Origin of the sequence: Kribbella jejuensis (assembly GCF_006715085.1) — a bacterium.
Classification (GTDB): domain Bacteria; phylum Actinomycetota; class Actinomycetes; order Propionibacteriales; family Kribbellaceae; genus Kribbella; species Kribbella jejuensis.
Map to the genome: position 1 here is coordinate 668,868 of NZ_VFMM01000002.1, position 25,776 is coordinate 694,643.

At 69.1% G+C, this 25,776-nt stretch carries 27 protein-coding genes; 15 read left to right on the forward strand and 12 right to left on the reverse strand.

Annotated elements, in window-relative coordinates:
- Positions 1 to 136: 136 nt before the first annotated feature.
- On the reverse strand, positions 137 to 1,957 hold the full coding sequence (locus FB475_RS36890) for a hypothetical protein (RefSeq protein WP_185759401.1): 1,821 nt from the start codon (positions 1,955 to 1,957) through the stop codon (positions 137 to 139).
- A 150-nt stretch (positions 1,958 to 2,107) separates the two neighbouring features.
- Here FB475_RS36890 and FB475_RS23145 point away from each other — a divergent pair, with 150 nt between their 5' ends.
- A complete protein-coding gene (locus FB475_RS23145) occupies positions 2,108 to 2,656 on the forward strand; it encodes a hypothetical protein (protein ID WP_141858661.1) in 549 nt (182 codons plus the stop codon).
- Positions 2,657 to 2,966: 310 nt separating this feature from the next.
- Here the strand turns inward: FB475_RS23145 and FB475_RS23150 are convergent, their stop codons facing one another.
- On the reverse strand, positions 2,967 to 3,215 hold the full coding sequence (locus FB475_RS23150; RefSeq protein WP_141858662.1) for a helix-turn-helix domain-containing protein: 249 nt from the start codon (positions 3,213 to 3,215) through the stop codon (positions 2,967 to 2,969).
- Positions 3,216 to 3,407: 192 nt separating this feature from the next.
- Between FB475_RS23150 and FB475_RS23155 the strand changes: the two genes are divergently transcribed.
- The 5 genes from FB475_RS23155 (at position 3,408) to FB475_RS23175 (ending at position 8,137) form a co-directional block, all read left to right on the forward strand.
- Positions 3,408 to 4,067: an SAF domain-containing protein gene (locus FB475_RS23155; protein WP_141858663.1), complete on the forward strand. Its 660-nt coding sequence runs from the start codon at positions 3,408 to 3,410 to the stop codon at positions 4,065 to 4,067.
- Positions 4,067 to 5,344: a CpaE/TadZ family protein gene (locus FB475_RS23160; RefSeq protein WP_141858664.1), complete on the forward strand. Its 1,278-nt coding sequence runs from the start codon at positions 4,067 to 4,069 to the stop codon at positions 5,342 to 5,344. The genes FB475_RS23155 and FB475_RS23160 overlap by 1 nt, the downstream gene beginning before the upstream one ends.
- Before the next feature lie 66 nt (positions 5,345 to 5,410).
- Positions 5,411 to 6,205: a DUF4097 family beta strand repeat-containing protein gene (locus FB475_RS23165; protein ID WP_141858665.1), complete on the forward strand. Its 795-nt coding sequence runs from the start codon at positions 5,411 to 5,413 to the stop codon at positions 6,203 to 6,205.
- A 58-nt stretch (positions 6,206 to 6,263) separates the two neighbouring features.
- Entirely contained in the window at positions 6,264 to 6,911 is a 648-nt protein-coding gene (locus FB475_RS23170; RefSeq protein WP_141858666.1) for an HAD family hydrolase, read from the forward strand.
- A complete protein-coding gene (locus FB475_RS23175) occupies positions 6,908 to 8,137 on the forward strand; it encodes a glycosyltransferase 87 family protein (RefSeq protein WP_238332361.1) in 1,230 nt (409 codons plus the stop codon). The genes FB475_RS23170 and FB475_RS23175 overlap by 4 nt, the downstream gene beginning before the upstream one ends.
- Here FB475_RS23175 and FB475_RS23180 read toward each other — a convergent pair.
- Both FB475_RS23180 and FB475_RS23185 read right to left on the reverse strand, forming a co-directional pair.
- Positions 8,114 to 9,433 carry a hypothetical protein gene (locus FB475_RS23180; RefSeq protein WP_238332362.1) on the reverse strand — a complete coding sequence of 440 codons (1,320 nt, stop codon included), beginning with the start codon at positions 9,431 to 9,433 and terminating at the stop codon, positions 8,114 to 8,116. The genes FB475_RS23175 and FB475_RS23180 overlap by 24 nt on opposite strands.
- A 52-nt stretch (positions 9,434 to 9,485) precedes the next feature.
- Complete coding sequence (locus FB475_RS23185; protein ID WP_141858668.1) at positions 9,486 to 9,971, reverse strand: cupredoxin domain-containing protein; 486 nt, start codon at positions 9,969 to 9,971, stop codon at positions 9,486 to 9,488.
- Positions 9,972 to 10,139: 168 nt separating this feature from the next.
- On the opposite strand from FB475_RS23185, the gene FB475_RS23190 reads away from it, so the two are divergent.
- The 5 genes from FB475_RS23190 to pruA all read left to right on the forward strand — a co-directional run bounded on the left by FB475_RS23190 (position 10,140) and on the right by pruA (position 15,322).
- A complete protein-coding gene (locus tag FB475_RS23190) occupies positions 10,140 to 11,621 on the forward strand; it encodes a WS/DGAT/MGAT family O-acyltransferase (RefSeq protein WP_141858669.1) in 1,482 nt (493 codons plus the stop codon).
- Positions 11,618 to 12,148, forward strand: a complete 531-nt coding sequence (locus tag FB475_RS23195) for a DUF6912 family protein (RefSeq protein WP_141858670.1) — start codon at positions 11,618 to 11,620, stop codon at positions 12,146 to 12,148. Before FB475_RS23190 ends, FB475_RS23195 begins: the two co-directional genes overlap by 4 nt.
- 49 nt (positions 12,149 to 12,197) lie before the next feature.
- Positions 12,198 to 13,127 (forward strand): non-homologous end joining protein Ku, encoded by a 930-nt coding sequence (ku, locus tag FB475_RS23200; protein ID WP_238332363.1) that lies wholly within the window; start codon positions 12,198 to 12,200, stop codon positions 13,125 to 13,127.
- A complete protein-coding gene (locus tag FB475_RS23205) occupies positions 13,124 to 13,576 on the forward strand; it encodes a VOC family protein (RefSeq protein ID WP_141858671.1) in 453 nt (150 codons plus the stop codon). The genes ku and FB475_RS23205 overlap by 4 nt, the downstream gene beginning before the upstream one ends.
- 117 nt (positions 13,577 to 13,693) lie before the next feature.
- Positions 13,694 to 15,322, forward strand: coding sequence for an L-glutamate gamma-semialdehyde dehydrogenase (gene pruA, locus FB475_RS23210; protein WP_141858672.1), 1,629 nt, complete (start codon positions 13,694 to 13,696; stop codon positions 15,320 to 15,322).
- A gap of 82 nt (positions 15,323 to 15,404) precedes the next feature.
- Here pruA and FB475_RS23215 read toward each other — a convergent pair whose 3' ends face one another.
- From FB475_RS23215 to FB475_RS23230, 4 genes are all read right to left on the reverse strand, one after another.
- Positions 15,405 to 15,608, reverse strand: a complete 204-nt coding sequence (locus FB475_RS23215) for a hypothetical protein (RefSeq protein WP_141858673.1) — start codon at positions 15,606 to 15,608, stop codon at positions 15,405 to 15,407.
- 86 nt (positions 15,609 to 15,694) lie between these two features.
- Positions 15,695 to 16,186 (reverse strand): DUF2505 domain-containing protein, encoded by a 492-nt coding sequence (locus FB475_RS23220; protein WP_141858674.1) that lies wholly within the window; start codon positions 16,184 to 16,186, stop codon positions 15,695 to 15,697.
- A gap of 38 nt (positions 16,187 to 16,224) precedes the next feature.
- Positions 16,225 to 17,679, reverse strand: coding sequence for a glycoside hydrolase family 76 protein (locus FB475_RS23225; RefSeq protein ID WP_141858675.1), 1,455 nt, complete (start codon positions 17,677 to 17,679; stop codon positions 16,225 to 16,227).
- 73 nt (positions 17,680 to 17,752) lie between these two features.
- The gene (locus FB475_RS23230) at positions 17,753 to 18,268 is read right to left on the reverse strand and encodes a hypothetical protein (protein WP_141858676.1); all 516 of its coding nucleotides are present in this window, start codon (positions 18,266 to 18,268) and stop codon (positions 17,753 to 17,755) included.
- A gap of 83 nt (positions 18,269 to 18,351) precedes the next feature.
- Here FB475_RS23230 and FB475_RS23235 point away from each other — a divergent pair, with 83 nt between their 5' ends.
- The 4 genes from FB475_RS23235 (at position 18,352) to FB475_RS23250 (ending at position 21,966) form a co-directional block, all read left to right on the forward strand.
- On the forward strand, positions 18,352 to 19,173 hold the full coding sequence (locus FB475_RS23235) for a tryptophan 2,3-dioxygenase (RefSeq protein ID WP_141858677.1): 822 nt from the start codon (positions 18,352 to 18,354) through the stop codon (positions 19,171 to 19,173).
- Positions 19,174 to 19,213: 40 nt separating this feature from the next.
- The gene (locus tag FB475_RS23240; RefSeq protein WP_141858678.1) at positions 19,214 to 19,834 is read left to right on the forward strand and encodes a hypothetical protein; all 621 of its coding nucleotides are present in this window, start codon (positions 19,214 to 19,216) and stop codon (positions 19,832 to 19,834) included.
- A gap of 123 nt (positions 19,835 to 19,957) precedes the next feature.
- Entirely contained in the window at positions 19,958 to 20,653 is a 696-nt protein-coding gene (locus FB475_RS23245; protein WP_141858679.1) for a response regulator transcription factor, read from the forward strand.
- Positions 20,654 to 20,655: 2 nt separating this feature from the next.
- A complete protein-coding gene (locus tag FB475_RS23250) occupies positions 20,656 to 21,966 on the forward strand; it encodes a sensor histidine kinase (RefSeq protein ID WP_141858680.1) in 1,311 nt (436 codons plus the stop codon).
- Here the strand turns inward: FB475_RS23250 and catC are convergent.
- From catC to FB475_RS23270, 4 genes are read right to left on the reverse strand one after another with little or no spacing between them, the layout of a single operon-like run.
- Positions 21,944 to 22,219 carry a muconolactone Delta-isomerase gene (gene catC / locus FB475_RS23255; protein ID WP_141858681.1) on the reverse strand — a complete coding sequence of 92 codons (276 nt, stop codon included), beginning with the start codon at positions 22,217 to 22,219 and terminating at the stop codon, positions 21,944 to 21,946. The genes FB475_RS23250 and catC overlap by 23 nt on opposite strands.
- Entirely contained in the window at positions 22,219 to 23,355 is a 1,137-nt protein-coding gene (locus FB475_RS23260; RefSeq protein ID WP_202878475.1) for a muconate/chloromuconate family cycloisomerase, read from the reverse strand. Before FB475_RS23260 ends, catC begins: the two co-directional genes overlap by 1 nt.
- Positions 23,355 to 24,200, reverse strand: a complete 846-nt coding sequence (gene catA, locus FB475_RS23265) for a catechol 1,2-dioxygenase (protein ID WP_141858682.1) — start codon at positions 24,198 to 24,200, stop codon at positions 23,355 to 23,357. Before catA ends, FB475_RS23260 begins: the two co-directional genes overlap by 1 nt.
- Positions 24,201 to 24,211: 11 nt before the next feature.
- The gene (locus FB475_RS23270; RefSeq protein ID WP_141858683.1) at positions 24,212 to 25,765 is read right to left on the reverse strand and encodes a 4-hydroxyphenylacetate 3-hydroxylase family protein; all 1,554 of its coding nucleotides are present in this window, start codon (positions 25,763 to 25,765) and stop codon (positions 24,212 to 24,214) included.
- Between the last annotated feature and the right edge of the window lie 11 nt (positions 25,766 to 25,776).

Genomic DNA, 25,776 nt, shown 5'->3' on the forward strand with positions numbered 1-25,776 from the left:
TGCCGTCGTGCGGGGGTTGGTTTGGGCGGAGTTGGTTGGCGGTGGGGTTGGGATGGCGGTTACGGAGGGGGCTGGGGTCGGAGTGTGGGGAGCAGTGGCTTGGGGTTTTGAGGGTTGGGGCCGGGGGTGGGTCATGTCACTGCTCCTGGGGGTGGGGCGGGAGGTGGTCGCCGTTGGGGGTGGGCGGGGTGCGGAGTACTTGGCCGGGGAGGATGAGATCGGGGTTGGGTCCGATCACGTGGCGGTTGGCGGCGTACCAGTCGTGCCAGCGGGCGGTGATGGCTTGAGGCGTTGCGGTGGGGCCGAGTTCGCGGGCGGCGATGGTCCAGAGCGAGTCGCCTTCGCGTACGACGAGGCTCACGGGGACGTTCGGGCGGAGCTCGGTGTACCGCGTGGGTGCTCCGTCGGTCGGCCGATCCGGCACACCCACCCGCCGCCCACCAGGCCCCCGCCCCGAACCACCCGGCTTCCCGTCCGACGCCCGCCCCGAACCAGCCGCCCGCCCCACCCCCGCCGGCTTCCCACCCGCCTCGTCCGCGCCAGTCGTCTCGGCGGAGCCCGCCGCCCCGTCCGAGCCGGTCGTGGGGTCCGAGCCCGTCGTACGAGACGAACCCGTCGTACGGTCCGAGCCCGTCGTACCGTCCGAGCCCGCTTGGTTCCCGGAGGTGGCGTTGGAGCCTGCCGGGCGCTCGGAGTCCGCTTGCTTGTCGGAAGTGTTGTCTGACGGCGCGGTGGCGGTGCGGCCGGGGAGGGGCGTCGCGGTGGGGGTCGGCGGGGCGGGGGTGGTCGGGCGGCTTGAGGTGGTGGGGTGGCCGGGGGGGTTGGGGTCGGGCTGGGTGGGTGGGGTGAAGGTCGACGGGGTGATGGCGAGGGTGGACGCGGGCTCGGTGGCGCGGTAGTCGTCGGTGGTTTGGTGCGGGGTGCCGGTGCGCGAGGGCTGGGTGGTGTTGGCGGCGCCAGTACCGCGTGTGGTGGTGGGGGTTTGGTTGATCGGGAGGGTGGAGGCGGGCTCGGTGGCGCGGTAGTTGTCGGTGGTTTGGTGCGGGGTCGTGGTGTGCGGGGGCTGGGTGGTGTTGGCGGTTTGGTGCTGGGTGAGGGCCTGGGGCGGGTGGGTGGTGTTGTCGGTGTTGGTGCGGCGTGTGGTGGTGGAGGGCTCGCTGATCGGGAGGGTGGAGGCCGGTTCGGTGGTGCGGTAGTTGTCGGTGGTTTGGGGGCGCTGGGTGGTGTTGGTCGAGTTGGCCCGGGGTGGGGTGGGGGTGGTTTCGCCGAGCTTGAGGATGGAGGGCGGCTCGGTGGCTCGGTAGTCGGTTGGGGCTTGGTGGGGGGTGCCGGTGATGCCGAGGGTTGACGGGGTTTCGGTGGCTCGGTAGTTGGTCGCGTCTTGGCGTGGGGTGGCGCTGGCAATGCGTGGGGTGGTGTTGGCGATGTCTGGGGAGGACGCGGTCTCGGTTGGGCGGTGTGGGTTGTGGCGTGCGGTTTGTGGGGCGGAGGCGGTCTTGGGGCTGTGGTGGTCGCTGGTGATTTTTAGGTGGGAGGCGGCTTCGGGGGCGCGGTAGGTCGCGGGGAGGGCGGGGGTCGGTTGGGTGGTGGGGCGGACTTGGGTGGTGGTGGGGGTGGCGTGGGCTGCGGTGATCGTGAGGGGGGTTACGGCGGCTACGCCTAGGCCGGAGCGGAGTAGGGCTCGGGCGGTTTTGGTGGTGATTCGGCCGGCGACGGCGCCTGCGAGTTCGCCGACGACGCCGGGGATCTGTTCCAGGACGGTGAGTACGACGGCGAGGGTCAGCCAGGCGTACGCGATCCATGCGATCGCGCCGACCGCGAGGACGGTCAGGGAGTCCAGGTCGTACGTACGAAGCCCGCTGATCGAGCCGGCCGTCATCCAGCGCAGGAGCCAGCCGAGTCCGGCCAGTGCGAGGACCACGAGGGTGCCTTTGAGTGCCCGGATCATCGCGTTCATCCCGATTCGCTCCCGACCTGTGAGTTTGCCTTAGTTTGCTTTGGCTTGATCACTATAGACAGGTAATAGTTAGGCTTTGCAAGTCCTTAACGCACGCTGCGTCGATTTCCGCTGCGGAGAGTGACCGCCCGACCCGGTAGGTTCACGGGCATGCGGTGGGATGCGTTATTCGCGGACCTGGAGTCGCAGTTCGAGGCGCTCCAGGACAGTGATCTGTACGGCGAGGTGGCGGACCGGATCCGCGCCGAGGTCGGGAAGATCACTGTGCTGGACCGGTTGCGCGGCGCGGTGGACACCGTCGTACGCGTGGAGGTGATGGACGCCGATCCGATCCGTGGTCTGCTCAGCCGCGTAGGCAAGGACTGTCTGTTGATCGAGACCGAGCGCTACGAGGAGTGGTTGATCCCGGTGCAGGCGCTGGTCGCCGTACACCGCCTGGGCCCGTGGGCGGAGCCGGCCGTCGGTGCGGTCGAGGGCAAGCTCGGCCTCGCGCATCTGCTCCGTGGGATCGCGCGCGACCGCTCACCGGTGACGCTGTTCTGCAGCGGCGGCGGACCGGTCACCGGCACGATCGACCGCGTCGGCGCCGACTTCGTCGAGATCGCCGAGCACCCCCTGGATGCGCCACGCCGCCGTACCGAGGTCTACAACGTCCGCCTGGTCCCCACCCAGGCGCTCCGAGCCCTCCGCCGCCGCTGACCGTCCGCCCGCTCGTAGGCGAGTCGCACAGTCGCAGCCGGCTGATGCGTGCGGGCCGCCACCATCAGCACGTGGCGGGCAGGGGGCCCGCCCGCTCCCCGCAACAAGCTCACCACGAGACCCAGCGTCAGCCCGCCGGGTCTGCGGCTGGGCTGGAGTTGCGCGTCCTCCGGAGCTTCCGGCTGGCGGGCAGGACCCCGCCGCCGACGTCCCGCAACGAGCTCACCATCAGAACCAGCGCCAGCCCGGTGGGCCCCGCCAGGAGCTCACTTCCAGACCCAGCGCCAGCCCGCCGGGGCTTGCGTCACTGCTAGAGCTGAGCGTCCTCCGGGGTTTCTGCTTCTTCGCCGAAGGGGTGGGTGTCGATGAACTGTTTGGTTTCGGTGTAGAGGCGCTCGATGTACTTCTCCAGCTCGGACGACTCGACCCGCCACTGGCCGCGGCCGCCGATCTTGACGGCGGGGATGTCGCCGCGGCGGACCAGTGCGTACACCTGGTTGGCGGAGATGTTCAGGACCTCGGCGACGTCGGCGAGCTGGAGGAAACGCGGACCCGGCATCGTCGGAACTCCTTCGGATAGTGGCTGGTTCCTTCAGTTTGCCACGGTTGGCGCATGGACGACCAAGTTTGTCCCCAGGCCCCGACCGTGCCGGGACCCGCGCCATGACAGCCTGTGGATGACCGTTCACGCCGAGCTCGGCGAACAGGCAGAATGTCCGCCGACAGGCGATCCATCCACTGGGGAGATGACGTGGTCGAGACACAGGTGCGGAGCGGGTTCGGGGCGCCGGCCGCTCCGGCGCAGCGCAACCGGAAGGCGCGCTGGCGGGACGGCCGCCTGGTGCTCGGTGTGTTGCTCGTCGCCGTCACCGCGCTGGCCGGCGCGAAGCTGCTCTCGGCCGCGGACGACACGACCACGATCTGGGCGGCCAAGCACGAGCTGCGGATCGGCAGCCCGCTGACCGACGACGACCTGACCACGGTCCGGGTCCGGTTCACCAGCAGCAACGACTCGAGCAAGTACCTGTCCGCCGACGCCGACCTGAAGGGCCTGATCGTAGGCCGGACGGTCGGACCGGGCGAATTCGTACCGAAGGACGCCGCCGTCACCAAGTCCGATCAGGACCGGACCGAGCTGCCGCTGTCGGTCGCCACCGGTCACCTGCCGCCGGACACCGCGGTCGGTGACGTCGTCGATGTCTGGGTGGTGCCGAAGGAGGACGGGCAGGCCGCGTCCCGGCTGTGGAGCGGTGTCCGGATCCAGCAGATCGACTCGGTGAAGGGTGTGGCCGGAGGCTCGGCGCGCAGACAGGTCACGGTCGACCTGGCCCCGGACGACCTCGGCCGTATCCCCGCCGCGCTCGCCGCGATCAACGCGGGCGAGCCGACCCTGGTCCGGAAGGCCGGCTGATGTCGATACCGGTCCTCCTCGCCGTGACGGGCGCGCCGTGGGAGGCGGACGTCGTACGGCGGGCCGAGCAGGCCTCGGGTCTCCGGGTCGTCCGGCGCTGTGTGGACATCGCCGACGTGATGGCCGCGGCCGCCAGCGGACAGGCCCGCGCGGTGCTGATCGCCGACGCGCTGGCCCGCCTCTCGTCGGATGCGGTCGCCGCGCTGCACTCCCGCGGTCTCGTCGTGCTCGCCCTGGTCGACCCGCTGGAGACCGGTGCGCCGTTCGGGGCCGAGGACCGGCTGGCGCGGATGGGCATCGAGCGGATCCTGCCCGCGGACGTGAGCCCGGCGGACCTGGGCCGCGCGGTCGCCGATGCGGTCGAGTCGGGCCCGCCGGTCGCCAGCTCGCACTTCGCGGGAGGGTTCGTACCGCTGACACCGGAGGACGCCGCCAACCCGAAACCGCCCGCGTTCCCGCAGGGCACGGGCCGGCTTGTCGCCGTCTGGGGCCCGACCGGTGCCCCGGGCCGGACGACGGTCGCGGTCAACCTGGCGACCGAGCTGTCCCTGCGCCGCGTGCCGACCCTGCTCGCGGACGCGGATGTGTACGGCGGCACTGTGGCGCAGATGCTCGGCATGCTCGACGAGACCTCCGGGCTGGCGGCCGCGGCGCGCTCCGCGTCCAACGGTTCACTCGACACCGTGATGCTCGCCCGGCACTCCCGCGAGGTGAACCCGCATCTCCTGGTGCTGTCCGGTCTGAACCGCGCCGACCGCTGGACCGAGCTCCGCCCGGCGGCGATCGAGTCGATCTGGGCGACCGCCCGGACGCTGGCGCCGCTGACGATCGTGGACGCGGGGTTCTGTATCGAGACCGACGAGGAGATCTCGTTCGACTCACTGGCACCCCGGCGCAACGGCGCGACGGTCGCGACCCTCGAGGAGGCGGACGAGGTGATCGTCGTCGGTACGGCGGACCCGGTCGGCCTGACCCGCCTGATCCGCGCGGTCCACGAGGTGCGGGCCGTCGTACCGTCGGTCGGCGTCCGCGTGGTCGTGAACCGGCTCCGCAGCGGCGCACTCGGCAGTTCCCCGGCGGACGCGGCCACCGCGGCGCTGCGGCAGTACGCCGGCATCGACCGCGCCGTCCTCCTGCCGTACGACCTAGGCGCGACCGACGCCGCGATGGCGCACGGCCGGAGCCTGGCCGACGCCGCGAAGTCGAGCAAGCTCCGCAAGGCGTTCCAGCAACTGGCCGCCGAGGTCGCGGAGGCCTTCCATACTGTTCCCGCGTAGAACCTCAGGGTCGATCCGGGGGATATCCCGACCGACAACGCGGCGCGGAGCTGCCAAGGTGGAGGTATGTCTGACGTCCAGGGCCGCCCGCGAGGTTCGATGAGTACCGAGCGCCGCTACGGGATCGCGATCTCGGTCGCGCTGATCCTCGGCGGCGTCTACTGGGCGCTGACGGGGCTGACCTCGGGCGCCAGGTCCGACCAGAGCAGCTACCCGGTGGACGGCACCACGTTGCTGGTCAAGGGCGGGTCGGCGACGGTCGAGGTGCTGCCCGGCGACGGCACCGAGGTGAAGGTCGAGCGACAGTTCGAGCGGAACGTGTTCGGCTCGGACCCGCAGGAGAAGTACGACGCGGACGCGCACCGGCTCCAACTGGATGGTGGCGGCTGCGGGTTCTTGTCCTTCGGCTGCAAGACGAGCTACGTGCTGACCGTCCCGCGGAACGTGCAACTGACGGTCGAGAGCAACAGCGGTGACGTGACGGTTTCCGGCATGCGGGCGGGCACGACCGTGAAGACCAGCTCGGGCGACATCGCGGTGCACGACGTCGGCGGCCCGCTGGACCTGCGGTCGAGTTCGGGCGATCTGGACGCGGACGCGCTGAATTCGACGTCGGTGACGACGTCCACGAGTTCGGGCAGCGCCACGCTGGAGTTCGCCGTCGCGCCGCAGTCGATCGAGTCGAAGTCCAGCTCGGGCGACGTGTCGATCGGCATCCCGGCCGGCGACGAGGCGTACAAGGTCGACACCAAGACGTCGTCCGGCGACGAGTCGGCGAACGTGAAGAGCGATCCGGCCGCGACCCGGGAGATCACCGCACGGACGTCGTCCGGCGACGTCAGCATCGACTACACCCACTGAGAGTGAGATCGAGGGTGGGGAGGGTGAGCGCGCCTGCGGTCTGAGTAGGCTTGCCGCCATGGTCGAGGTGCGTGGTCTGCTGGTGGACTGGGGCGGCGTCCTCACCTCGGGTCTGGAGCCGGCGCTGCGGCGCTGGGCCGAGCTCGACGACTTCGACTTCGATTCCTACCTCGAGGCCGTGCTGAAATGGCTGCCGTCCGAGAACGCCGCGACCGCCGAGCTCAACCCGGTGCACGCGCTCGAACGCGGCCAGCTCGCGGTGCCCGACTTCGAACGCAAACTCGCCTCGATGCTCGTCCGCCGCGACGGTACGCCGGTACCGGCCGAGGGGCTGATCGAGCGGATGTTCGCGCACTTCGAGCACCAGCCCGCGATGGCCGCGCTGGTCCGCCGGATCAACCAGCGCGGGATCCGGACCGCGCTGCTGTCCAACTCCTGGGGCAACACCTACCCGCGCGACACCTGGGACGGCATGTTCGACGACATCGTCATCTCCGGTGAGGTCGGGCTGCGCAAGCCCGAACCGGAGATCTTCCGGCTGGCGGCCGGCCGGCTCGGCCTGGAACCGGCCGAGTGCGTGTTCGTCGACGACCTGCAACTCAACGTCGACGGCGCCCGCGCGGTCGGCATGACCGCGATTCTTCACACCGAGTACGACGAGACCCGGCGAGCGCTGGAAGACCTGTTCGGAGCCGACCTGACGTGACCGTGACCACCCCTGCTTCCTCCCCGACTCGTCCGGCAGGCCGCCGCGGCGTCGTGATCGCGGTGCTCGCCTGCGCCGCGCTGGTCGCCGTCGGCGCCTGGATCGCCCACCTGTACGGCGGCATGATCGACCTGCGCGTCTACCGGATGGGCGGCTCGGTGCTGCTGCACGGCGATTCGCTGTACGACGCCAAGCTGCCCGGCGGCTCGAACCTCCCGTTCACGTACCCGCCGTTCGCCGCGATCGCGATGGTCCCGCTGGCCGCCGTACCGTGGGGAGTGGCGCTGGTCGCGTGGACGACCCTCTCGGTGCTGTGCATCACCGCGCTCTGGCGGACCAGTCTGCCCAAGACGTTCTGGTCGTTCGTGACCCAGCGCAAGCGGACCGCGGTGCTGATCGCGCTGACGCTGCTGTCGCTGCTGCTGGAACCGGTCTGGCAGACGATCCAGTTCGGCCAGATCAACCTGTTGCTGACCGCAATGATCCTGCTCGACCTGGTCCGGCCGAACGACACCCGGCTGCGCGGGTTCTGGGTCGGCGTCACGATCGGCGTCAAGCTCACACCGCTGCCGTTCCTCGCGCTGCTCGTCGTGACGAAGCAGTGGCGCGCGCTGCGGAACGCCGTACTCGGGCTGCTCGCGACGATGGCGATCGGATTCGCGATCGTGCCGCACCAGTCCTGGCGGTACTGGACCGACGTGATCCTGGACGCGAACCGGGTCGGCGGGATCGCGTACACCGGCAACCAGTCGTTCAACGGGTTTCTGCACCGGATCGGCGACCAGGCGAGCTGGGTGCAGCCGACCTGGTTCGTGCTGTCGGTGGTGTTCGGGCTGGTGGTGTTGTGGCTGGCCCGCAAGTACTGGCTGGCCGACGAGCGGGTGACCGCGATCTCCGTGATGGCACTCGCCGTGTTGTACGCGTCGCCGATCTCGTGGAGCCACCACTGGGTCTGGATCATCCCGCTCGGGGTCAGTCTGATCCGCGGTGTGAACCGCGTCTGGGGCCTGAACCCGGCGGTCGTCACCGGGGTCCTGTTCTACGGCCTGTTCGTACTCCGCTCGATCTGGTGGGTCCCGTACCGCGACGACCGCGAACTCAACTGGACCTTCTGGCAGTCGATCCCCGGCAACTCGCACCTGATCGTCGGCATGATCGCCTTCATCCTGCTGATCGTCACCAGCCGCGGGCTGTCGAGAAGCTCAGGACGAGAAGAGCAGCAGTAGGCCGGCACAGGTGTAGCCGACCATGACGATCAGCAGGGGCAGCTGACCGGCCAGGGCTCTGGCTCGGGGGAAGAGGGCGACGGCTCGGTCGTGGGCGGAGATCACGCCGAGCAGGTGGCCGCAGACGACCGCGAGGACCTGGATCACGGCGATCATCGTGCTGTGGTTGGTGATGCCGGTGTTCACCGCGAGCAGGCCGGTGCCGAAGATGTTCGCGCCGTTGCTCAGCGGATCGCTCAGGTAGATCAGCGTCCGCTGGCCCTCGAGGATGAACAGGGTCAGGTAGTGCGCGACGACGTACCCGAAGGCGATCGGTACGACGGAGTGCGCGAACAGACCCGGTAGCGACGTCCGCGAACTGTCGGACAGCCGGCCCGCGAGGACCGTGGCGCCGGAGTACGTGACCAGTACGAACAGGATGAACACGATCAGCGCGCCGGTCCCGAGCCAGGTCATCGAGATGTCCTGGTTCTGCGCCCAGCCGATCCACGCCGACGAGTTCGAGAACCCGTCGTACGCCGTCGACCCGAGCAGCGCGGCGACCATCCCGACGAGGCCTGGTTGCGCGCGGAGACCGTCGAGGTTCTCGAGCGGACGCCGTACGACCAGAGCGCCGTCGGTCCGGCGGCCCCACGGCGACAGCCGGGCCATCAGCGTCGCGTACACCTCGAACGGATCGCCCTGCGCGAACCACCGGTCGCCGAACAGGATCGCGCCGAACAGCTGGATCACGACGTACAACGCGATCCAGGCCTGCAGGACCGGGATGGTCGCGCGGTCCGGAGCGACGAGTTCGAGCCAGGTGAACGCGAAGATGCCGAGCGCGGCCGGCCACAGGCCCGCCCAGCGCGGCAGCTCCAGCAGGCCCCTCGACGGCGGCTGGCGGAGCAGCTTCGAGAGCAGCAGGTGCAGGGTGCGCAGCGGGTTCAGGGTCCGCCAGACCGGGCCGAACACAAGCGAGATCGGCACCAGCCCGACCCAGACCAGGATGTAGATGAACCCGAAGATCGGGTTCGTCAGCCGGTCGACGCCGAAGACCAGCGAGAACATCGCGTACAGGAAGATCGCCAGCCCGATCAGCCGGACCAGCCACCGGAACCAGCCGGCGTCGACGGTCCGGGTGATTGCGGCGGGCAACGGTTTCCCGGAGGCGTTGCCGCGGTACTTCGGACTTCGCCAGGCCAGGCCGAGCACGATGAACGACACCGCGACCGCGACCGCCGCGCCGCCCACCGCCAGCCCGAACGGAATCGGCAGGTCCTGCCTGCCACCGATTCCGTGCAGTGGAAGCATCATGGACGTCCTCGCTTCGCTGCGGGCACCCATGATGTGGGCATGCTGCGCTCGCTCACGAGACGACGAGTTTCGCGACCAGCTTGCCGCTCTTGTGGGTCTCGACCTCGAAGGTGCCCTTCATGTTCGCGGTGAACTTCACCGACGCGGGCTTGCCCGGGGTGAGCTCCAGCTCCTTGTCGTACCCGTGGATGTGCAGTTCCTCGTCGGCGTCGCTGGTCGCCGTGACCAGAACGGTCTGCCCGGCCTGCACCTTGATGGTCGCGCCGCTCGGGTTGACCTTGCCGTTGGCAACGGTGACGTTGATGGTCACGTCCGCGGTCTCACCGGACGGGTCGGCGGTGTTCGACGGGGAGCTGGTGTTCGGCGCGCCCGGGGTCGGGGTGCTGGTCGGCAGGGTCGACGTCGGCGTGCTGGCCGGGGCACTCGGTGAGGGAGTGCTGCTGCCACTGCTGTCGCCTCCACCGCAGCCGGCCAGGACCAGCATGCCGAGGGTGGGCAGGAGAGCGGTGGCGGCACCGCGGGTAAGCGTCGAGCGCATCGGTCCAGAGGCCTTTCAAGGGGTCGTATGACAGCACCGGGCGCAGGACGCACCCTCTTGCCTGACGAACACGGATGGCTCAGTGTTCCCAAGCAGGAAGTGTTGCAGCACACTGTCGGAGCTTCCCGCTAGGGTGAGAAACCTGTCCACGAGAGGAAGGTGACCGCGATGCCGGATCGGCTGACGGCGCTCGATCTCACCTTTCTCAAGGCCGAGTCGCCGGCCACCCCGATGCACGTCGGGACCGTCGACATCTTCGAGCCGCCGGTGCACGGCGACGAGGGGTTCGACTACGAGAACCTGGTGGCCCTGATCCGGGACCGGATCGCCTTCGTGCCGCGGTACCGGCAGCGCGTCCAGCAGGTCCCCGGCCGGTTCGCCGGGCCGGTCTGGGTGGACGACGAAGAGTTCGACATCACCTTTCATGTCCGTCGCTCCGCGTTGCCCCGCCCCGGGACGCACGCGCAGCTGCTCGAGCTGGTCGCGCGGATCATGTCCCGGCGGCTCGACCGCGCCCGCCCGCTGTGGGAGATGTACCTGGTCGAGGGCCTGCAGGGCGACCGGTTCGCGATCATCGCGAAGTCCCACCAGGCACTTGTCGACGGCAACAGCACGGTCGACATCGGCCAGGTGGTGCTCGACGCCACCGCCCAGCCGAACGAGACACCCACCGACACCTGGCAGCCCCAGCACCCGCCGTCCGCACTGGAGCTGCTCGCGGGGGTGTTCGCGGACGCGACCCGCAACCCGAGCGCGTTCCTGGAGCTGGCGCGCGCCGAGATGACCAGCCTGACCGGCTCCAGCTCGGTCCGTGAGGTGATCGGCGACGTGGTCGGCTCGCTGGTCGCGCAGCGGCACGCGCAGGAGAGCTCGCTGCACGTGAAGACGTCCGGTCAGCGCCGGTTCACCACCGTGCAGACCGACCTCGAGGACTACCGGACCATCCGCGCCGCGCACGGCGGCACGGTCAACGACGTGGTGCTCGCGGTCGTCGCGGGCGCGTTCCGGGCCTGGATGATGACCCGCGGTGAGGGCGTCGGGCCGACCCGGAGCGTGCGTGCGGTGGTCCCGGTCAGCATCCGCGACGACGAGGACGAGGAGCCGACCTCGCTCGGTTCCCGGGTGATCGCCTCCAGCGTGAACCTGCCGGTCGGCGAGAACTCCCCGGTCATGCGGCTGCACCAGATCTCGTACCAGACCAAGGTGCACAAGGACACCGGCCGCGCGGTCAGCGCCCGCTCGCTGGTCGGTATCGCCGGGTTCGCCCCGACCACGCTGCACGCGCTCGCCGCCCGGGTCGCGACCACCACGGTCCGGCCGATCGACGACGTGGTGATCACCAACGTCCCAGGTCCCCAGTTCCCGCTGTACGCACAGGGCGCCCGGATGCTCGCGTCGTACCCGGTGGTCCCGCTGATGCCCGGGCAGGGCCTGTCCGTCGGCGTCACGTCGTACGACGGCAAGGTGTACTACGGGCTCAACGCGGACCGCACCGCGATGCCGGACCTCGCCGTTTTCGCCCAATGTCTGACCGACGCGCTGGACGAGCTGCTCGAGACGACCAGGGGCAGCCGGAACCGGGCCCCCCGGGGCCGGAAGAAACTGCGCAGCCCACAGAAGAACGCACAGGCCAAGAAGGCGGGTCCATGAGGGTCTACGTTCCGTCCACGCTCCGGTTGCTGAGCGCGGTCTGCAACGCCGGCGAGATCGGCCCGGCGCCGCTCACGGTGTACGCCGTGACGCCCGCGCTGCGGGAGTGGTACGCCGAAGGCGACGACGAGGAGCTGGAGTACGCCGCGATGGCGCAGGCCGCCCGCGCCTCGGTGGGACTGCTCGCCGCCGATCCGGGTACCCCACGGAGACGGGTGGTGATCGCCGCCGAGGTCAGCGCCGTACCGCCGGCCGATGGATCGGCGGAGCTCGGTGACGCCCGGCTGGAGCTGCACGTGGTGATCCCGTGGCGCTCGGTGGTGTCGGTGCACCTGGACGCCCCGCAGGCGACCACGGTGATCGGCAAGGCCGCGGACCTCTGGGATGCCGCTCAGGACGGTGACGACGACGCGGTCTTCGCCCTCGATTCATGCGAAGGTGAAGACCTGATGTGGTACGCGACACAGGAGATCCCGGATCTGCTCGCGGCGGAGGGGCCGCGCGGCGGAAGCGCTGATCAGGGCTAGTCAGGGCTGAATCAGGGCTCACGAGGGCACGGACGGCACAGAGGAGCTGATGGCGATGCAGGCGATCTGGAAGGGGGCCATCTCGTTCGGGATGGTGACGATCCCGATCAAGGTGTTCTCCGCGACCGAGGAGAAGGACATCTCGTTCCGCCAGGTGCACGTCGCCGACGGGGGGCGGATCAAGTACAAGCGGGTCTGCTCGATCGACGGCGAAGAGGTGCCGTACTCCGACATCGGCAAGGGGTACGAGATGGCCGACGGCCGGATGGTGGTGCTGGAGCCGGACGACTTCGCCGACCTGCCGCTGTCCAGCAAGAAGGTCATCGACGTGCTCGAGTTCGTGCCGGCCGACCAGGTCGACCCGCTGTACCTCGGCAAGTCGTACTACCTGGCCGCCGACGGCGGCCCCGGCGCCAAGCCTTACGTCCTGCTCCGTGACGCCCTGGACGGCTCCGAGCTGTATGCGCTGGTCAAGGTCGCGCTGCGGTCCCGGGAGAGCCTCGGGCTGCTCCGGACCGTCGACGACGTGCTGGTGCTGCAGGTGATGCTGTGGCCGGACGAGATCCGGGACAAGTCGTTCGCTGCGCCGCCCGAGGACGTGGAGATCCGGTCCCAGGAGAAGGCGATGGCCTCGTCGTACATCGACACGCTGCGCGGCGAGTTCGACCCGGACCAGTACCACGACGAGTACCGCGAGGCGCTGGAGAAGGTCGTCGAGGCGAAGGCGGAGGGCGTACCGCTGCCGGAGTCCGACGAGGAGGAAGGCGCCGAGGGCGCCGAGGTGGTCGACCTGGTGGCCGCGCTGCGGGCGTCCGTCGAGGCCGCCAAGGCACGTCGCGCGGGTGGTGGCGAACCGGCCGCCGCCAAGAAGGCACCGGCGAAGAAGGCCGCCGCGGCGAAGAAGGCGCCTGCGAAGAAGGCTGCCGCGGCGAAGAAGGCGCCGGCCAAGAAGACCGCCGCGAAGAAGAAGGCGTCATGACGGAGCGTACGGAGATCCCGACCGACCTCTCGCAGGTGCCGGTGGACCCGGCGCACCCGGTCGTGGCTCCGGGGGCGTACCTGCTCGAGCTGATCCCGGTGCCGGTCGAGGACGTCGACCGGGCGAAGGCGTTCTACACCGAGCAGGCCGGGTTCGTCTGCGACGTGGACATCACGCCCGCCGAAGGGGTGCGGATCGTGCAGCTCACGCCGCCCGGTTCGTACTGCTCGATCTCGCTGACGGCCGGGCTGCCGCAGATGCAGATGGAGCCGGGTTCGCAACGCGGCCTGCACCTGGTCGTGAAGGACATCGAGGCGGCCCGCGCCGAGCTGATCGGCCGCGGCGTCGAGGTCAGCGGCACCGAGGACCTCGGCGGCGTCTTCTACGCCTGGTTCGCCGACCCGGACGGCAACACCTGGGCCCTCCAACATATGCCGTGGCGGAAGTAATTCAGCTGCGTTCGTGGTTGACGGTGCTGGCGTGGCACCATGCTGGTGTCACGCCTGGCCATCCGCACCGGGGGTGACGCCAGTCCGGTCCACCGCACGATCGAGGAGTCCTGCCGCATGGATGCCGTCACCGCCGTACCGACGCCCGCCAACGAGCCCGTGAAGGGTTATGCGCCCGGCTCGGCCGAGCGCGCGAGCCTGGAGGCGAAGCTCAAGGACTTCACCGCGGCCGGGTCGATCGACCTGACCTGCACGATCGGCGGCGAGCAGAAGCTGGGCGGCGGCGCGCCGATCGAGGTCGTCCAGCCGCACCGGCACGCGCACGTGCTGGGCACGCTGGGTAACGCCACCGAGGCGGACGGTCGCGCCGCTGTGGACGCGGCGCTGGCCGCGGCTCCGGCGTGGCGCTCGCTGTCGTTCGACGACCGGGCCGCGATCTTCCTGAAGGCCGCCGACCTGCTGGCCGGCCCGTGGCGGGACACGCTGAACGCCGCCACCATGCTCGGCCAGTCGAAGACGATCCAGCAGGCCGAGATCGACTCCGCCTGCGAGCTGATCGACTTCCTCCGGTTCAACGTCGCGTTCGCGCGGCAGATCGTCAGCGACCAGCCGATCTCGTCACCGGGGGTCTGGAACCGGGTGGACTACCGGCCGCTCGAGGGCTTCGTGTACGCGATCACCCCGTTCAACTTCACCGCGATCGCCGGCAACCTGCCGACCGCGCCCGCGCTGATGGGCAACACCGTGGTGTGGAAGCCGTCGCCGACCCAGCAGTTCGCGGCGCACTGGACGATGCGGCTGCTCGAGGCCGCGGGCCTGCCGGCCGGTGTGATCAACCTGGTCACCGGTGACGGCATCGACGTGTCGAAAGCGGCGCTGACCCACCCGGACCTGGCCGGTATCCACTTCACCGGCTCGACCAAGACGTTCCAGTCGCTGTGGAGCACGGTCGGCGCGAACATCGCGTCGTACAAGACCTACCCCCGGCTCGTCGGAGAGACCGGCGGCAAGGACTTCATCCTCGCGCATCCGTCGGCGGATCCGGCGGTGCTGAAGACCGCGATGGTGCGCGGCGCGTTCGAGTACCAGGGGCAGAAGTGTTCGGCGGCGTCGCGGGCGTACGTGCCGCGCTCGGTGTGGGACGTGCTGAAGGACGACCTCGTGGCGGAGACCGAGTCGCTGACGATGGGGGACGTCACCGACCTGTCGAACTTCATCGGTGCGGTGATCGACGACCGCGCGTTCGCCAAGCACAAGGCGGCGCTGGACCGGGCGCGTTCGGTCGACTCGGTCGAGGTTGTTGCCGGCGGCACCTATGACGACAGCGAGGGGTACTTCGTCCGCCCGACGCTGCTGGTCTCGTCCGATCCCACCGACGAGATCTTCACCACCGAGTACTTCGGCCCGATCCTCGGCGTGCACGTGTACGAGGACGCCGACTACGCGTCGGTGATGAAGGGGATGGAGCACTCCGCGCCGTACGGCCTGACCGGTGCGGTGATCGCACAGGACCGGCACGCGATCGCGGAGGCGGCCGAGTACCTGCGGTTCGCGGCCGGCAACTTCTACGTCAACGACAAGCCGACCGGTGCGGTCGTCGGGCAGCAGCCCTTCGGTGGCGCCCGCGCCTCCGGCACCAACGACAAGGCCGGCTCGATGTGGAACCTGATCCGCTGGGCCTCCCCGCGTTCGATGAAGGAAACCTTCACCCCACCCACCGACTACCGCTACCCCCACCAGGGCTGAGTTATCCGAAGGCGCCGAGCACAGACAACTACCTATGCTCGGCGCCATGCCGTCTGGCGACGAGCCGCTCCAGACGCTCGTGTTACGCGGTCAGGTGGATTGGCTGGGTGGGTGGGTCGACGAGGAGGGCGGAGCCGCAGGTGATGCAGATCCACTCGTCTGGTTCGTCTACGGGGTAGTCCGACGGTTCGACGCGCTCGAACGGTGTCACGGTGGCGCAGAAAGCGCAGTACTGCTCGTTGTCCGTGACGACGAGTGCGCGCCTCTTTCGCAGGGAACTTCGCATCAGAACGGGTCACCTCCGGTGCAACGCTTCCTTCTCAGGTTGCCACCGGAGGTGCGGCCGTCAGTGCAGCGACACGGCGATCAGTCCTACTTGCCGCTCCACTCGTGGCCGAGGTCGTACTCCTTCTGCAGGCCGGAACGGATCGCGTCCACCACCATCGGCTCCATCTTCTTGCCGATCAGCGGTACGGCGACCTTCACCTCGAGGTCGATCGCCTGGACGGTCTGAGCTCCGTCCGCCGCGATCCGCGCGGTGCCCTTCAGCGTGACCGGCGTGTTGCTGATCTCGCCGGCCACGTCCGCGGTCCGCGAGCCGTCCGCCGCCGGCGCGTGCCAGGTCTCGGTCTGTACGAGAGTCAGCGTGTCGCCGACGAACTTCTTCGCCATGTCCGGGATGTCGACGGCCTCCATCCGCCGGCTGACCCGGACCACGGTGTCGGCGCCGGACGTGCTGACCTTGACGTCGTACGACAGTGCCTTGGTCTTCTCGCAGGCTTGCTCACGGAAGGCGGTGTCCGTGACGATCGCGAACACTTCCTCGGGGGTGGCGTCGTACGACGCCGACATCTTCAGCTCCATGCGGTCATCATGGCATCACCGAGCAGGCATCGGGCGCCTCACACCGTGTTGAGCAGGTCGACCACCGACTGCTGCCGGGCCGCGTCGAGCTTGTCGACGGGGCCGTACCAGCGCAGGCCGTACTGGTCCATCGGCGTCCGGTCGGCCGCGTACGCGCGATCGGCCTGCTTCTGCAGGTACGCCGTGTACGGGTGATCGGACAGTGCCGCGTTGAGCTTGCCGAGCCCGCGGACATGCGCGCCTTTGAACGACGGCCCGTCGCCGCCGCAGTCGCCGTCCTCGCACGGTTCGCGCAGAATGCCGTCCGTGGTGTGCAGCGACGCCGCTGTCGTCGATGCGTCGGCCAGAACGCGCGCCGAGGTCAGGTACGCCGAGTTGTTCGTTGCCTTGAACAACTCCGTGAGCCCGCCGATCAGCACGCCCTGGTTGTACGTCCACGCGGTCTGCCCGTTGTTCTTGCAGGTGGACAGGTCGATGCCGTCGTTCACCAGGTGTGAGCCGTTGATCATCCCGGTCTGCTGGAACCAGGTCCAGCCGGCCTGCGCGCGTTGCAGGTACGTCGAATCGCCGGCCACCCGGGTGTGCAGCTGCGCGTTGAGCTGGATGTACAACGAGTTCGAGATCGCGTTCTTGTACGTCTTCGCCTCGCTCCACCAGACCCCGCCGCCGCAGGTGTTGTCCCAGTACGCCGCCATGTGGTCCGCGTCGGCCCGTGCGGTCTGCAGGTACCGCGCGTCGCCGGTCAGGTCGTACGCGGCGACCCACGCGAGTCCCCACCACCCGGTGTCGTCGATGTAGTCGTTGCGGAACTGGCCCTCGAACTTGTTCAGGTTCAGGTCGTACGTCTTCCCGATCGCGTACGTGTAGCTCTTCATCCCGCTGACGCGGATGTTGTCGATCAGCGCGTTCAACGCATTCGCCGAGTTCCACCAGCCGGTCGTGTCGAACAGTCCGGTGGACAGGTTGTAGTCCTGCATCAGCGCCGTCGAGGCCGCCGTACGACGGTCCCACGCGTTCCAGGTCGTCCGCGCCCAGGGGGTGCAGGCGACGTCGGTGCGGTCACCGGCCTTGCCACAGGCGCGGAGTGCGCCGACGCCGAGGTTGTTCCAGTCGTCGACGTTGTACATCAGCGTGCGCCAACCGCGTTGGCCGGTCGGGATCGCGGTGTTGCCGAGCCGGCTGCCGCCGGACCAGGTGCGGCCGCCGTCCATCGAGCGGTCCAGCCACACCTCGTCGCCGGGGTTGCCGTTCTCGATCGAGGCCCAGCCCATCGCGTCGTCGTCGTCGAAGTGCAGCGTGATCGTGCGGCCGAACAGCGTCGTGGAGACCGGGGTCCGGTCCTTCGGGGCGAGCGCCGGGTCGCGGGCGTCGCAGTACTTGTTGCAGATCGTTGCCTGGGCGGTCATGGTCACCTCCGGCGTGGCCGGCGCCGGTGCGGGCGCGCCGAGGGGAGCGATCAGCAGGGCAAGGCTGGAAACGATTCCAACGGACATCACAGATCTCCCTGGGGCGGTAGGAAGAAAGCGGTGTCACCGAAGGTAAGCGGACGACCTCACCACGTCAAGATCAGAACGTGAGGAGTGCGGTGAGGATCGTGGTGGCGACGACGAGGGTGGCGGCGATCGCGACGCGGCGGCCGCGGTTGCGGCGGCGGGCGATCGCGGTGCGGTCGGGGCGGGTGCTGCACGGGTCGAAGCCGAGCGCGTCGGCCGGTGCGAGCACACTGCCGAGCCGGGCGAGCACGGACCGGCGCTCGGCCTGCCGGGTCGCCTCCTCGACCACCCGGCGGCGCATGAACTCCCGCAGCCGCGTCGCCGGCACCCGGACGTCCGCCGGTACGACGAGACTCGACGGCAGCACGAGCTCGGCCGGCAACGGCAGCCCGGGCGGCAGCGCCTGCTGCACGACGGCGTGCGCGGCCGCCACCCGCCTCGCCCGGCTGATCGCAGGCGGGAGGATCAGGTAGGCGAGGTGGACCAGCGACCGGTAGTCGTCGAGCAACAACGCCTCGATCAGCGGCTCTTCCCGGGTCGGTCCTTGGACAGGACCAGGAACGATCGGGCTTTCGACCGTGGCGGACATACAACTCCTCGACTCGCGGCGTACGAGTGTTCCAACGAACGAATCACTGACCGGTCACGGATCTGTGGGCTAGTCTCCGTCACATGGGCAGTGGTGACGGGGTCGCGGGGCAGTGGGGCGGGGTCGACGTGAACTTCGGTGAGGAGGGCGGCCGGCTCACGTACGGCAGCTACCTCCGGCTGGCGGACCTGCTCGACCAGCAGCGGCTGGAGTCCGATCCGCCGGCGCACGACGAGCTGTTGTTCATCACGATCCACCAGGTCTACGAGTTGTGGTTCAAGCAGATCCTGCACGAGCTGACCGCCTCCCGGGACGCGATGCTGAACGGCGAACTCTGGCTCGCCGAGCACCTGCTCCGCCGGGTGCACACGATCGAGCGGGTGCTCACCCAGCAGGTCGACATCCTGGAGACGATGACCCCACAGGACTTCGGCGAGTTCCGGCACCGGCTGTCGCCGGCGTCCGGGTTCCAGTCGGTGCAGTTCCGTGAGATCGAGTTCCTGTCGGCCGCGAAGGACCCTTCGTTCGTACGCCGGTTCCGCGGCCTGACCGAGGTGGAGCAGGAGCGCCTGCGCCGCCGCCTCGAGGAGCCGACGCTCTGGGACGCCTATCTCGAAGTACTGCGGAAGGCCGGGTTCGACACCGACTCGGAGGACTCGATCCGGGACGCGTTGCGGAAGGTGGCCGGCGACCGCTCGCACTACGCCGCGATCTGGGAACTCGGCGAGGCCCTGCTCCAGCACGACGAGCTCGCCGCCGCCTGGCGGGCCCGGCACGTGGTGATGGTCGAGCGGATGATCGGTACCAAGCCCGGTACCGGCGGCTCGTCCGGCGCCAGCTACCTGCGCAGCCGCCTCGACCTGCGTTACTACCCGCTGCTCTGGAACCTCCGCTCGGCCCTCTGAGCTGCTTCGCTAGGCTGCCCGGAACCCTCGAGGAGGCTTCGTGAAGCTGTACTCCGATGTCGGCGGGCAGCGGTTCCGGCAGGTCGTCGGCGACCTGCTGCTGGTCGGGTGGATCTGGTTGTGCGTGGAGCTCGGTCTGCTGATCCACCGGATGGTCGAAGCGCTCGGTGCCCCCGGACGCAAGGCCGCGGAGGCCGGTGACGGGTTGGCGGGAGACCTGCGGCGGCTGTCCGCGCCGATCGGCAAGGTACCGGCGGTCGGCGACGAGCTGCGGTCGCCGATCGACAGCGCCGCCGGCGCCGCCGGAAAACTCGCCCAAGCGGGGCGGGACCAGGTGCACGCGGTGGACCAGTTGGCGCTCGTGCTCGCGGGCGTGACGATCGGCCTGCCGGTGCTGTTCGCCGTACTGATCTGGGTGCCGCGGCGGATCCGCTTCGTCCGCCGGGCGCGGGCGGCGCAGAAGTTCATCGACAACGCCGCCGACCTCGACCTGTTCGCGCTGCGTGCGATGGCGAACCAGCCGATGCACAAACTCGCCAAGATCTCCGACGACCCGGTCACCGCCTGGCGCTCGGGCGACGCGGACGTGATCGCGAAACTCGCGGGCCTCGAACTTCGCACCACCGGCCTCAGGCCGCCGCGGACCTCCAGCACTCAGTAACCCCGCCTCGGGGCCGGCCTTCCCGCCTGGCCAAGCGGGAAGGCCGGAGGTTGGTGAGTGCCGCACGTCCGCTTGACCATCGCTTGAGAGTTCCTTGAGGGACGGACGGTTACGCTCTGAAGCATGGCCCGGGTGCTGCTCATCGAGGACGACGATGCGATCCGGCTGTCGTTGGGGAAGTCCCTGACGGCGGCCGGGCACGTCGTCTCGGCGGTGGCAGCCGGTGCGGACGGAGTGGCGGCGGTGGCGCGGGACAAGCCCGAGGTACTGCTGCTCGATCTCGGCCTGCCGGATCTGGACGGGCGGGACGTGCTCGCGATGGTACGGGCGGTCAGTGACGTACCGGTGATCGTGGCGACGGCGCGGGACGACGATGCCAGCGTCGTACGGCTGCTGGACGCGGGCGCGGACGACTACGTGATCAAGCCGTTCAGCGCCGCCCAGATGGACGCCCGGATCCGCGCCGTACTGCGACGGCTCGGGCAGGAACAGCACGGCGAATCGCTCACCGTCGAGGTCGGTGGTCTGCGGATCGATTCGCGCAGCCGCGAGGTGACCGTCGACGGTAAGCCGGTGGAGCTGACGCGCAAGGAGTTCGACCTGTTGCTCGCGTTGTCGCGGCGACCTGGGGCAGTCGTGAGCAAACGTGAGCTGCTCGCGGAGGTCTGGGGGCTGCCGTGGGGCGGCGGCGACCGGACTGTCGACGTACACCTGTCGTGGTTGCGGCGGAAGCTCGGCGAGACGGCGGCCGCGCCGCGGTTCCTGCACAGCGTCCGCGGCGTCGGCGTGAAGCTGGCCGTGCCGGACCGGGACGGCTGACGGTGCGCCGGCGGATCCTGCTGCTCTCGGTGGGGATGACCACGCTGGTCGTGCTCGCGTTCGCCGTACCGCTGATTCTGTTGCTGCGCAGCACGACGGCGAGCGAGTCCAAGGACAAGGCCCGCAACCGGGCCGAGACTGTCGCGTACTACGTCGGCGATCAGGACCACACGAACGACGACATCACGGCGTACATCAACGGTCTGCCCGCTGCGCCGGGACGGATCTCGGTGCGGCTGGCCGACGGTACGACGCTGGGCGATCCGCCGCCGGGCGGGGTGCCGACGCCGAAGTACGTGCCGGTCGGGGAGGACGACGGCGACGGCGATCGGAAGGGACCGCCGAAGGTCGGTGACGCCGACTACCGCGACCTCGACGGCGGCCTCGCGGTCGACGTCGGAGTCGGTACGCCGCACGGCACCGCGTCTGTCTGCCTCTACCTGACCGGCGACGAGCTGTACGCCGGACTCACCCCGCGGGTCCTGATCCTGGTCGGCGGAAGCCTCGTCGTACTGCTGCTCAGCATCGCGGGCGCGGAACTCGTCTCCCGCCGCCTCGCCCGCCCGCTGGAAGAGACCGCGAGTACGGCCGAACGCCTCGCCCGCGGCGACATGGACGCCCGCGCACCGACCACCGGGCCGACCGAAGTCGCAAAGGTCGGCTCCGCGCTGAACGGACTCGCCGACCGCATCGACGAGGTGATCGCGGTCGAACGCGAGGCGGTCGCGGACCTCTCGCACCGGTTGCGTACGCCGTTGACCGCACTTCGGCTGCAGGTCGAGGCGATGCCGGATCGCGAGAGCGCCGAGGAGCTCAACACCCAGGTCAACAGTCTCGAGCGAACGCTGACCGCGGTGATCAGCGCGGCCCGGCGACCGCAGCGGGAGGGGCGGGTCCCGCACTGTGACGCGGTCGAGGTGACGCGCCAACGGGCGGCCTTCTGGGAGCCGCTGTTCGAGGACCAAGGCCGGGAGTTGGCGCTCGATCTGCCGGAGGAGCCCGCGATGGTGCGGTCGTCCGCCGAGGATCTGGGCGCCGCGCTGGACGCCTTGGTCGAGAACGTGGTTGCTCACACTCCGGATGGAACTCCGGCCAGGATCACACTGACGCGTACGGAGTCCGGCGTACGGATTGTCGTTGCGGACAAGGGTCCTGGGATCCCGTTGGGTGCGGGTGAGCGTGGCCGCAGCGACCGCGGCTCGACCGGCCTCGGCCTGGACATTGCCCGCCGCTGCGCCGAAGCCGCCGGCGGCCACCTCACCCTGCACCGCAACGAGGTCGAACTGACGCTCAGATCTTCGACGGGTGCGTAGCCAGCGGCGTGACCTGGATCTTCAGGTACGGAAAAAGCGGCAGGCTGGTCAGCAGGTCGTGGAGCTCGTCGTTCGACGACACGTCGAAGATGCTGAAGTTCGCGTACTCGCCGACGATGCGCCACAACTGCGGCCAAACACCTTTCTCCTGCAGCTCGACGGCGCGCGCCTTCTCGCGACTCACCAGGTCGGCGCGCACTGCCGGATCCAGGTCGGGAGGCAGGTTGACGTCCATGCGGACGTGGAACAGCATCAGGCCTCCTTCATCAGCTGAGGACGGCGCAGGGCGGCGACCGCGTCGAGGTCGAGTTCCACCCCGAGGCCCGGGCCGCCGGGCAGTTGCAGCGCGCCGTCGCGATAGCTCAACGGTGTACGCAGGACCTCCTCTGCGAACAGCAGCGGGCCGAAGAGTTCGCTGCCCCAGGTGACTCCAGGAGCAGCGCAGGCGAGGTGGAGCGACGCCGCCGTGCCGATGCCCGTCTCGATCGAGGTCCCCGCGTGGCATGGAATGCCGGCGGCAGCCGCGATGGCGACGATGTCGCGGGCTCGGCGGAGGCCACCGACCTTCGTTGTCTTCATCGACCAGATGTCGGCGGCGCGGAGGGACACCAACCGCAAGGCATCCACCGGTGTCCGCAAACTCTCATCGGCCATCACCGGTATCGGCAGCAGACGATTGAGCTCTGCCAGCGCCTCGACCTGTTCGCCAGGCACCGGTTGTTCGACGAGTTCGACTCCGGCAGCCGCGAGCCGGGGCAGGTACGTCTTCGCGGTCGTGAAATCCCAACGGGCGTTGAGATCCACGCGCACCCCGGCAGTCCCGGTGAGCTTCTCCGCGATCGCGCAAACCCGGCGCGTGTCTTCCTCAGGGGGCAGGGCGCCCATCTTCAGCTTGAACGTCCGATGCTCCCCGGACCGCAGCTTCGCCAGTGCCTCGTCGACGACAACCTCCTCGGGCTCGGCCCCGAGCGCCCACGTCACGTCGATCGACGTACGTGCCAGACCGCCGAGCAAGACGTGCACGGGTACGCCGAGCGACCGCGCCCACGCGTCGTGCAGAGCGACCTCGACCGCGCACTTCGCGTAGAGGTTCGCGTTCACGTGGTCGGAGATGTCCTGCCACAGCGAGGCGATGTCGTCGACGCGGCGCCCGGCCAGCAGCGGAGCGACGTACGTGTCGAGTGTGACCTTCATCGACTCGACCGATTCGCCACCCCACCACGGTCCGCCCGGGACCACGCCTTCACCCACGCCGGTGATGCCGTCGCGGGTGTGGACGAATGCCAGCAGGACCGGCTGGGCGGTCATCGTGACGCGAGCGAACCGGTGCGGCCGCCGGAGGGGTACGTCGATGATGACCGTTTCCAGCCGGTCGATCGTGAGCTCCATCAGGCGGGCTCGAGCTCGAAGTCGTACGTCGCCCGCCGGACGCCGGTGCCGTCGTCGACCGGGTCGAGGATCAGCTCGGGCTTGGTCGCCTCGGCGACGTCGGACTCGAGCCACTCGCCACCGGCGAAGTACAGCTGGGTGGTGATCGTGCGATGCCCGTCGGCTCGCACCATCAGGTGCAGGTGCGCCGGCCGCCAGGGGTGCCATCCGGCCGCCTCGATCAACTTGCCGGTCGGTCCGTCGGTCGGGATCTGGTACGGCGCCGGCTGCACTGTCCGGATCTCGAAGCGTCCGGAACCATCGGTTACGACGACCCCACGCAGGTTGCCGTCCGGGAGGTGGGGCGCGAACCCGGAGTAGTAGCCGTCGGCATCGGCATGCCAGATGTCGACCTCGGCACCGGCGAGCGGCGTCCCGTCGAGATCGCGGACCTGACCGCTCAGCACCAGCGGCGTACCCTTCTCGTCCGGCCGATGTGGTAGCTCGCACCGGGAAGCCAACCGGACCTGATCGGGCAGGTAGTAGGGACCTTCGATCGTGCCTTTCGTCCCGCGCTGCGACGAGGCGGCGACTTCCTCCACCACATGTTCGACGAAGACGTCCATGAACAAGGGCCATTCGCCGACTTCACCGACCTCCATCAGCCACGCCTTGGCGGCCTGGAATTCGGGATAGGTCACCTGGTGCTCGCGGATGGCAGTGTGCACGCCTTGCAGTACGGCGGTGACGGCGGCACTGACGCGCTCGGGCGGCACCACAGCCTCCGAGCGTTGCTTGGCTTTGAAGTTCTGGCTCGCGTTCGCACCGGAGCCGGCGGCGGTCGGAGAATCCTGCACAGTAGTCATGATGCGCTCCTTCAGCGGTTCAGGATCCGGCTGACATCGGTCGGGTTGACCAGATCCGGCACGGTCCAGCCGTCCAGGTCGTACTCGGCGAGCATGGTCTCGGCGAAGCCCTTCATCGCCGCGGTCTCACCCTGGGCCTCGGCGGCGAACAGGATCTCCGCCTTGACGTTCTCGTGGTTGCCTGAGTAGTTCCGCTCGTACAGTTCGTGCCGGCCGCCGAACTCGGTACCGACCGCGTCCCACAGCGCCTTCATCAGCTTGGTGCGCTCGACGGCGTCGTACCCGTTCGAGCCGCGGACGAAGCGATCGAGGTACGGGCGTACTTCGGGAGTCTTGAAGTCGACGGCGTTGGAGTTGAGGTAGATCAGCCCGGACGCGACGTCCTGCTGGATGATCTCCTTCACCCGCGGATACCCGGTGATCATGAACTGCCGATAGATCAGGCCGTAGTCCAGCTTCGGCAGTACCGTCCCGTTCGGTCCCGGGTCCGGGTTCAGCGCCATCGCGTCGGCCAGTGCGCGGAACAGGTTCCGCCAGCCGATGACCTCACCGACCCGGGTCTGTACGCCGCGGAAGTCCTTGCTGCCCGTGCATTCGAGGGCCTTGAGCAACAATCCGGCGATGAAGTCGAGCTTCACCGACAACCGGATGCAGCCGTGGAACGTGAACCGCGGGATGAACCCGGACTGCGGGAAGAACCCGTTGATCTTGTCCACGTCGCCGTACAGGAAGATGTTCTCCCACGGCACCAGCACCTTGTCGAAGACGAAGATCGTGTCGTTCTCGTCCAGCCGGCTGGACAGCGGGTAGTCGAACGGGCTGCCCATCACGTCGGCCTGCATGGTGTACGACGGCCGGCAGATGAGCTTCACACCAGGGGCGCTCATCGGGACCGTGCAGATCAGGGCGTACTCCTTCTTCTTGATCGGCAGCCCGTAGTGCGCGATGAAGTTGTAGTTGGTGATCGCCGAGCCCGTCGCCACCACCTTCGCGCCGGACACGATCACGCCGGCGTCGGTCTCCTTCTCGACCCGCATGAAGATGTCACCGGCCTCGTCGGGCGGCAGGTTGCGGTCGACCGGCGGGTTGATGATCGCGTGGTTCCAGTACAGGACCTTCTCCTGCGACTCCTTGTACCAGCGCTTCGCGTTCTCCTCGTACGGCGCGTAGAACTCGGTGTTCCCGCCGAGCGTGCCGAGGAAGCTGGCCTTGTAGTCGGGGCTGCGGCCCATCCAGCCCCAGGTCTGCCGGGCCCAGTGCTCGATCGCGACCCGGTCCTTCTGCAGGTCCGCCGAGCTGTGCGGGCTCCGGAAGAACGGATGCGTGTAGCCGCCGTTGCCGGTATCGGTCGGCACGGTGATCTCGTCCTTGGTGGCGGGGTCGTGCAAGGCGTCGTACAGGCGGGCCGTCATCCGGGCCGGGTTGCGGAACGCCGGGTGCTCGGTGACGTCCTTGACGCGTTCGCCGTAGATCCAGATCTCGCGGTCGTCGCGGATGGAGTCGAGGTACTCCGCTCCCGTCATCGGGCGCACTGTGGTGGTCTGTTGCTCGACGGTCGTGGTCATGGAAAGTCCTT

Excerpts from the sequence above, each read along its gene's own strand:
- FB475_RS36890 (WP_185759401.1), bottom strand. The coding sequence starts at position 1,957 with ATGAACGCGATGATCCGGGCACTCAAAGGCACCCTCGTGGTCCTCGCA.
- FB475_RS23145 (WP_141858661.1), top strand. The coding sequence starts at position 2,108 with ATGCGGTGGGATGCGTTATTCGCGGACCTGGAGTCGCAGTTCGAGGCG.
- FB475_RS23150 (WP_141858662.1), bottom strand. The coding sequence starts at position 3,215 with ATGCCGGGTCCGCGTTTCCTCCAGCTCGCCGACGTCGCCGAGGTCCTG.
- FB475_RS23160 (WP_141858664.1), top strand. The coding sequence starts at position 4,067 with ATGTCGATACCGGTCCTCCTCGCCGTGACGGGCGCGCCGTGGGAGGCG.
- FB475_RS23165 (WP_141858665.1), top strand. The coding sequence starts at position 5,411 with ATGTCTGACGTCCAGGGCCGCCCGCGAGGTTCGATGAGTACCGAGCGC.
- FB475_RS23170 (WP_141858666.1), top strand. The coding sequence starts at position 6,264 with ATGGTCGAGGTGCGTGGTCTGCTGGTGGACTGGGGCGGCGTCCTCACC.
- FB475_RS23180 (WP_238332362.1), bottom strand. The coding sequence starts at position 9,433 with ATGATGCTTCCACTGCACGGAATCGGTGGCAGGCAGGACCTGCCGATT.
- FB475_RS23185 (WP_141858668.1), bottom strand. The coding sequence starts at position 9,971 with ATGCGCTCGACGCTTACCCGCGGTGCCGCCACCGCTCTCCTGCCCACC.
- FB475_RS23190 (WP_141858669.1), top strand. The coding sequence starts at position 10,140 with ATGCCGGATCGGCTGACGGCGCTCGATCTCACCTTTCTCAAGGCCGAG.
- FB475_RS23195 (WP_141858670.1), top strand. The coding sequence starts at position 11,618 with ATGAGGGTCTACGTTCCGTCCACGCTCCGGTTGCTGAGCGCGGTCTGC.
- ku (WP_238332363.1), top strand. The coding sequence starts at position 12,198 with ATGGCGATGCAGGCGATCTGGAAGGGGGCCATCTCGTTCGGGATGGTG.
- FB475_RS23205 (WP_141858671.1), top strand. The coding sequence starts at position 13,124 with ATGACGGAGCGTACGGAGATCCCGACCGACCTCTCGCAGGTGCCGGTG.
- pruA (WP_141858672.1), top strand. The coding sequence starts at position 13,694 with ATGGATGCCGTCACCGCCGTACCGACGCCCGCCAACGAGCCCGTGAAG.
- FB475_RS23215 (WP_141858673.1), bottom strand. The coding sequence starts at position 15,608 with ATGCGAAGTTCCCTGCGAAAGAGGCGCGCACTCGTCGTCACGGACAAC.
- FB475_RS23220 (WP_141858674.1), bottom strand. The coding sequence starts at position 16,186 with ATGGAGCTGAAGATGTCGGCGTCGTACGACGCCACCCCCGAGGAAGTG.
- FB475_RS23225 (WP_141858675.1), bottom strand. The coding sequence starts at position 17,679 with ATGTCCGTTGGAATCGTTTCCAGCCTTGCCCTGCTGATCGCTCCCCTC.
- FB475_RS23230 (WP_141858676.1), bottom strand. The coding sequence starts at position 18,268 with ATGTCCGCCACGGTCGAAAGCCCGATCGTTCCTGGTCCTGTCCAAGGA.
- FB475_RS23235 (WP_141858677.1), top strand. The coding sequence starts at position 18,352 with ATGGGCAGTGGTGACGGGGTCGCGGGGCAGTGGGGCGGGGTCGACGTG.
- FB475_RS23245 (WP_141858679.1), top strand. The coding sequence starts at position 19,958 with ATGGCCCGGGTGCTGCTCATCGAGGACGACGATGCGATCCGGCTGTCG.
- catC (WP_141858681.1), bottom strand. The coding sequence starts at position 22,219 with ATGCTGTTCCACGTCCGCATGGACGTCAACCTGCCTCCCGACCTGGAT.
- FB475_RS23260 (WP_202878475.1), bottom strand. The coding sequence starts at position 23,355 with ATGGAGCTCACGATCGACCGGCTGGAAACGGTCATCATCGACGTACCC.
- catA (WP_141858682.1), bottom strand. The coding sequence starts at position 24,200 with ATGACTACTGTGCAGGATTCTCCGACCGCCGCCGGCTCCGGTGCGAAC.
- FB475_RS23270 (WP_141858683.1), bottom strand. The coding sequence starts at position 25,765 with ATGACCACGACCGTCGAGCAACAGACCACCACAGTGCGCCCGATGACG.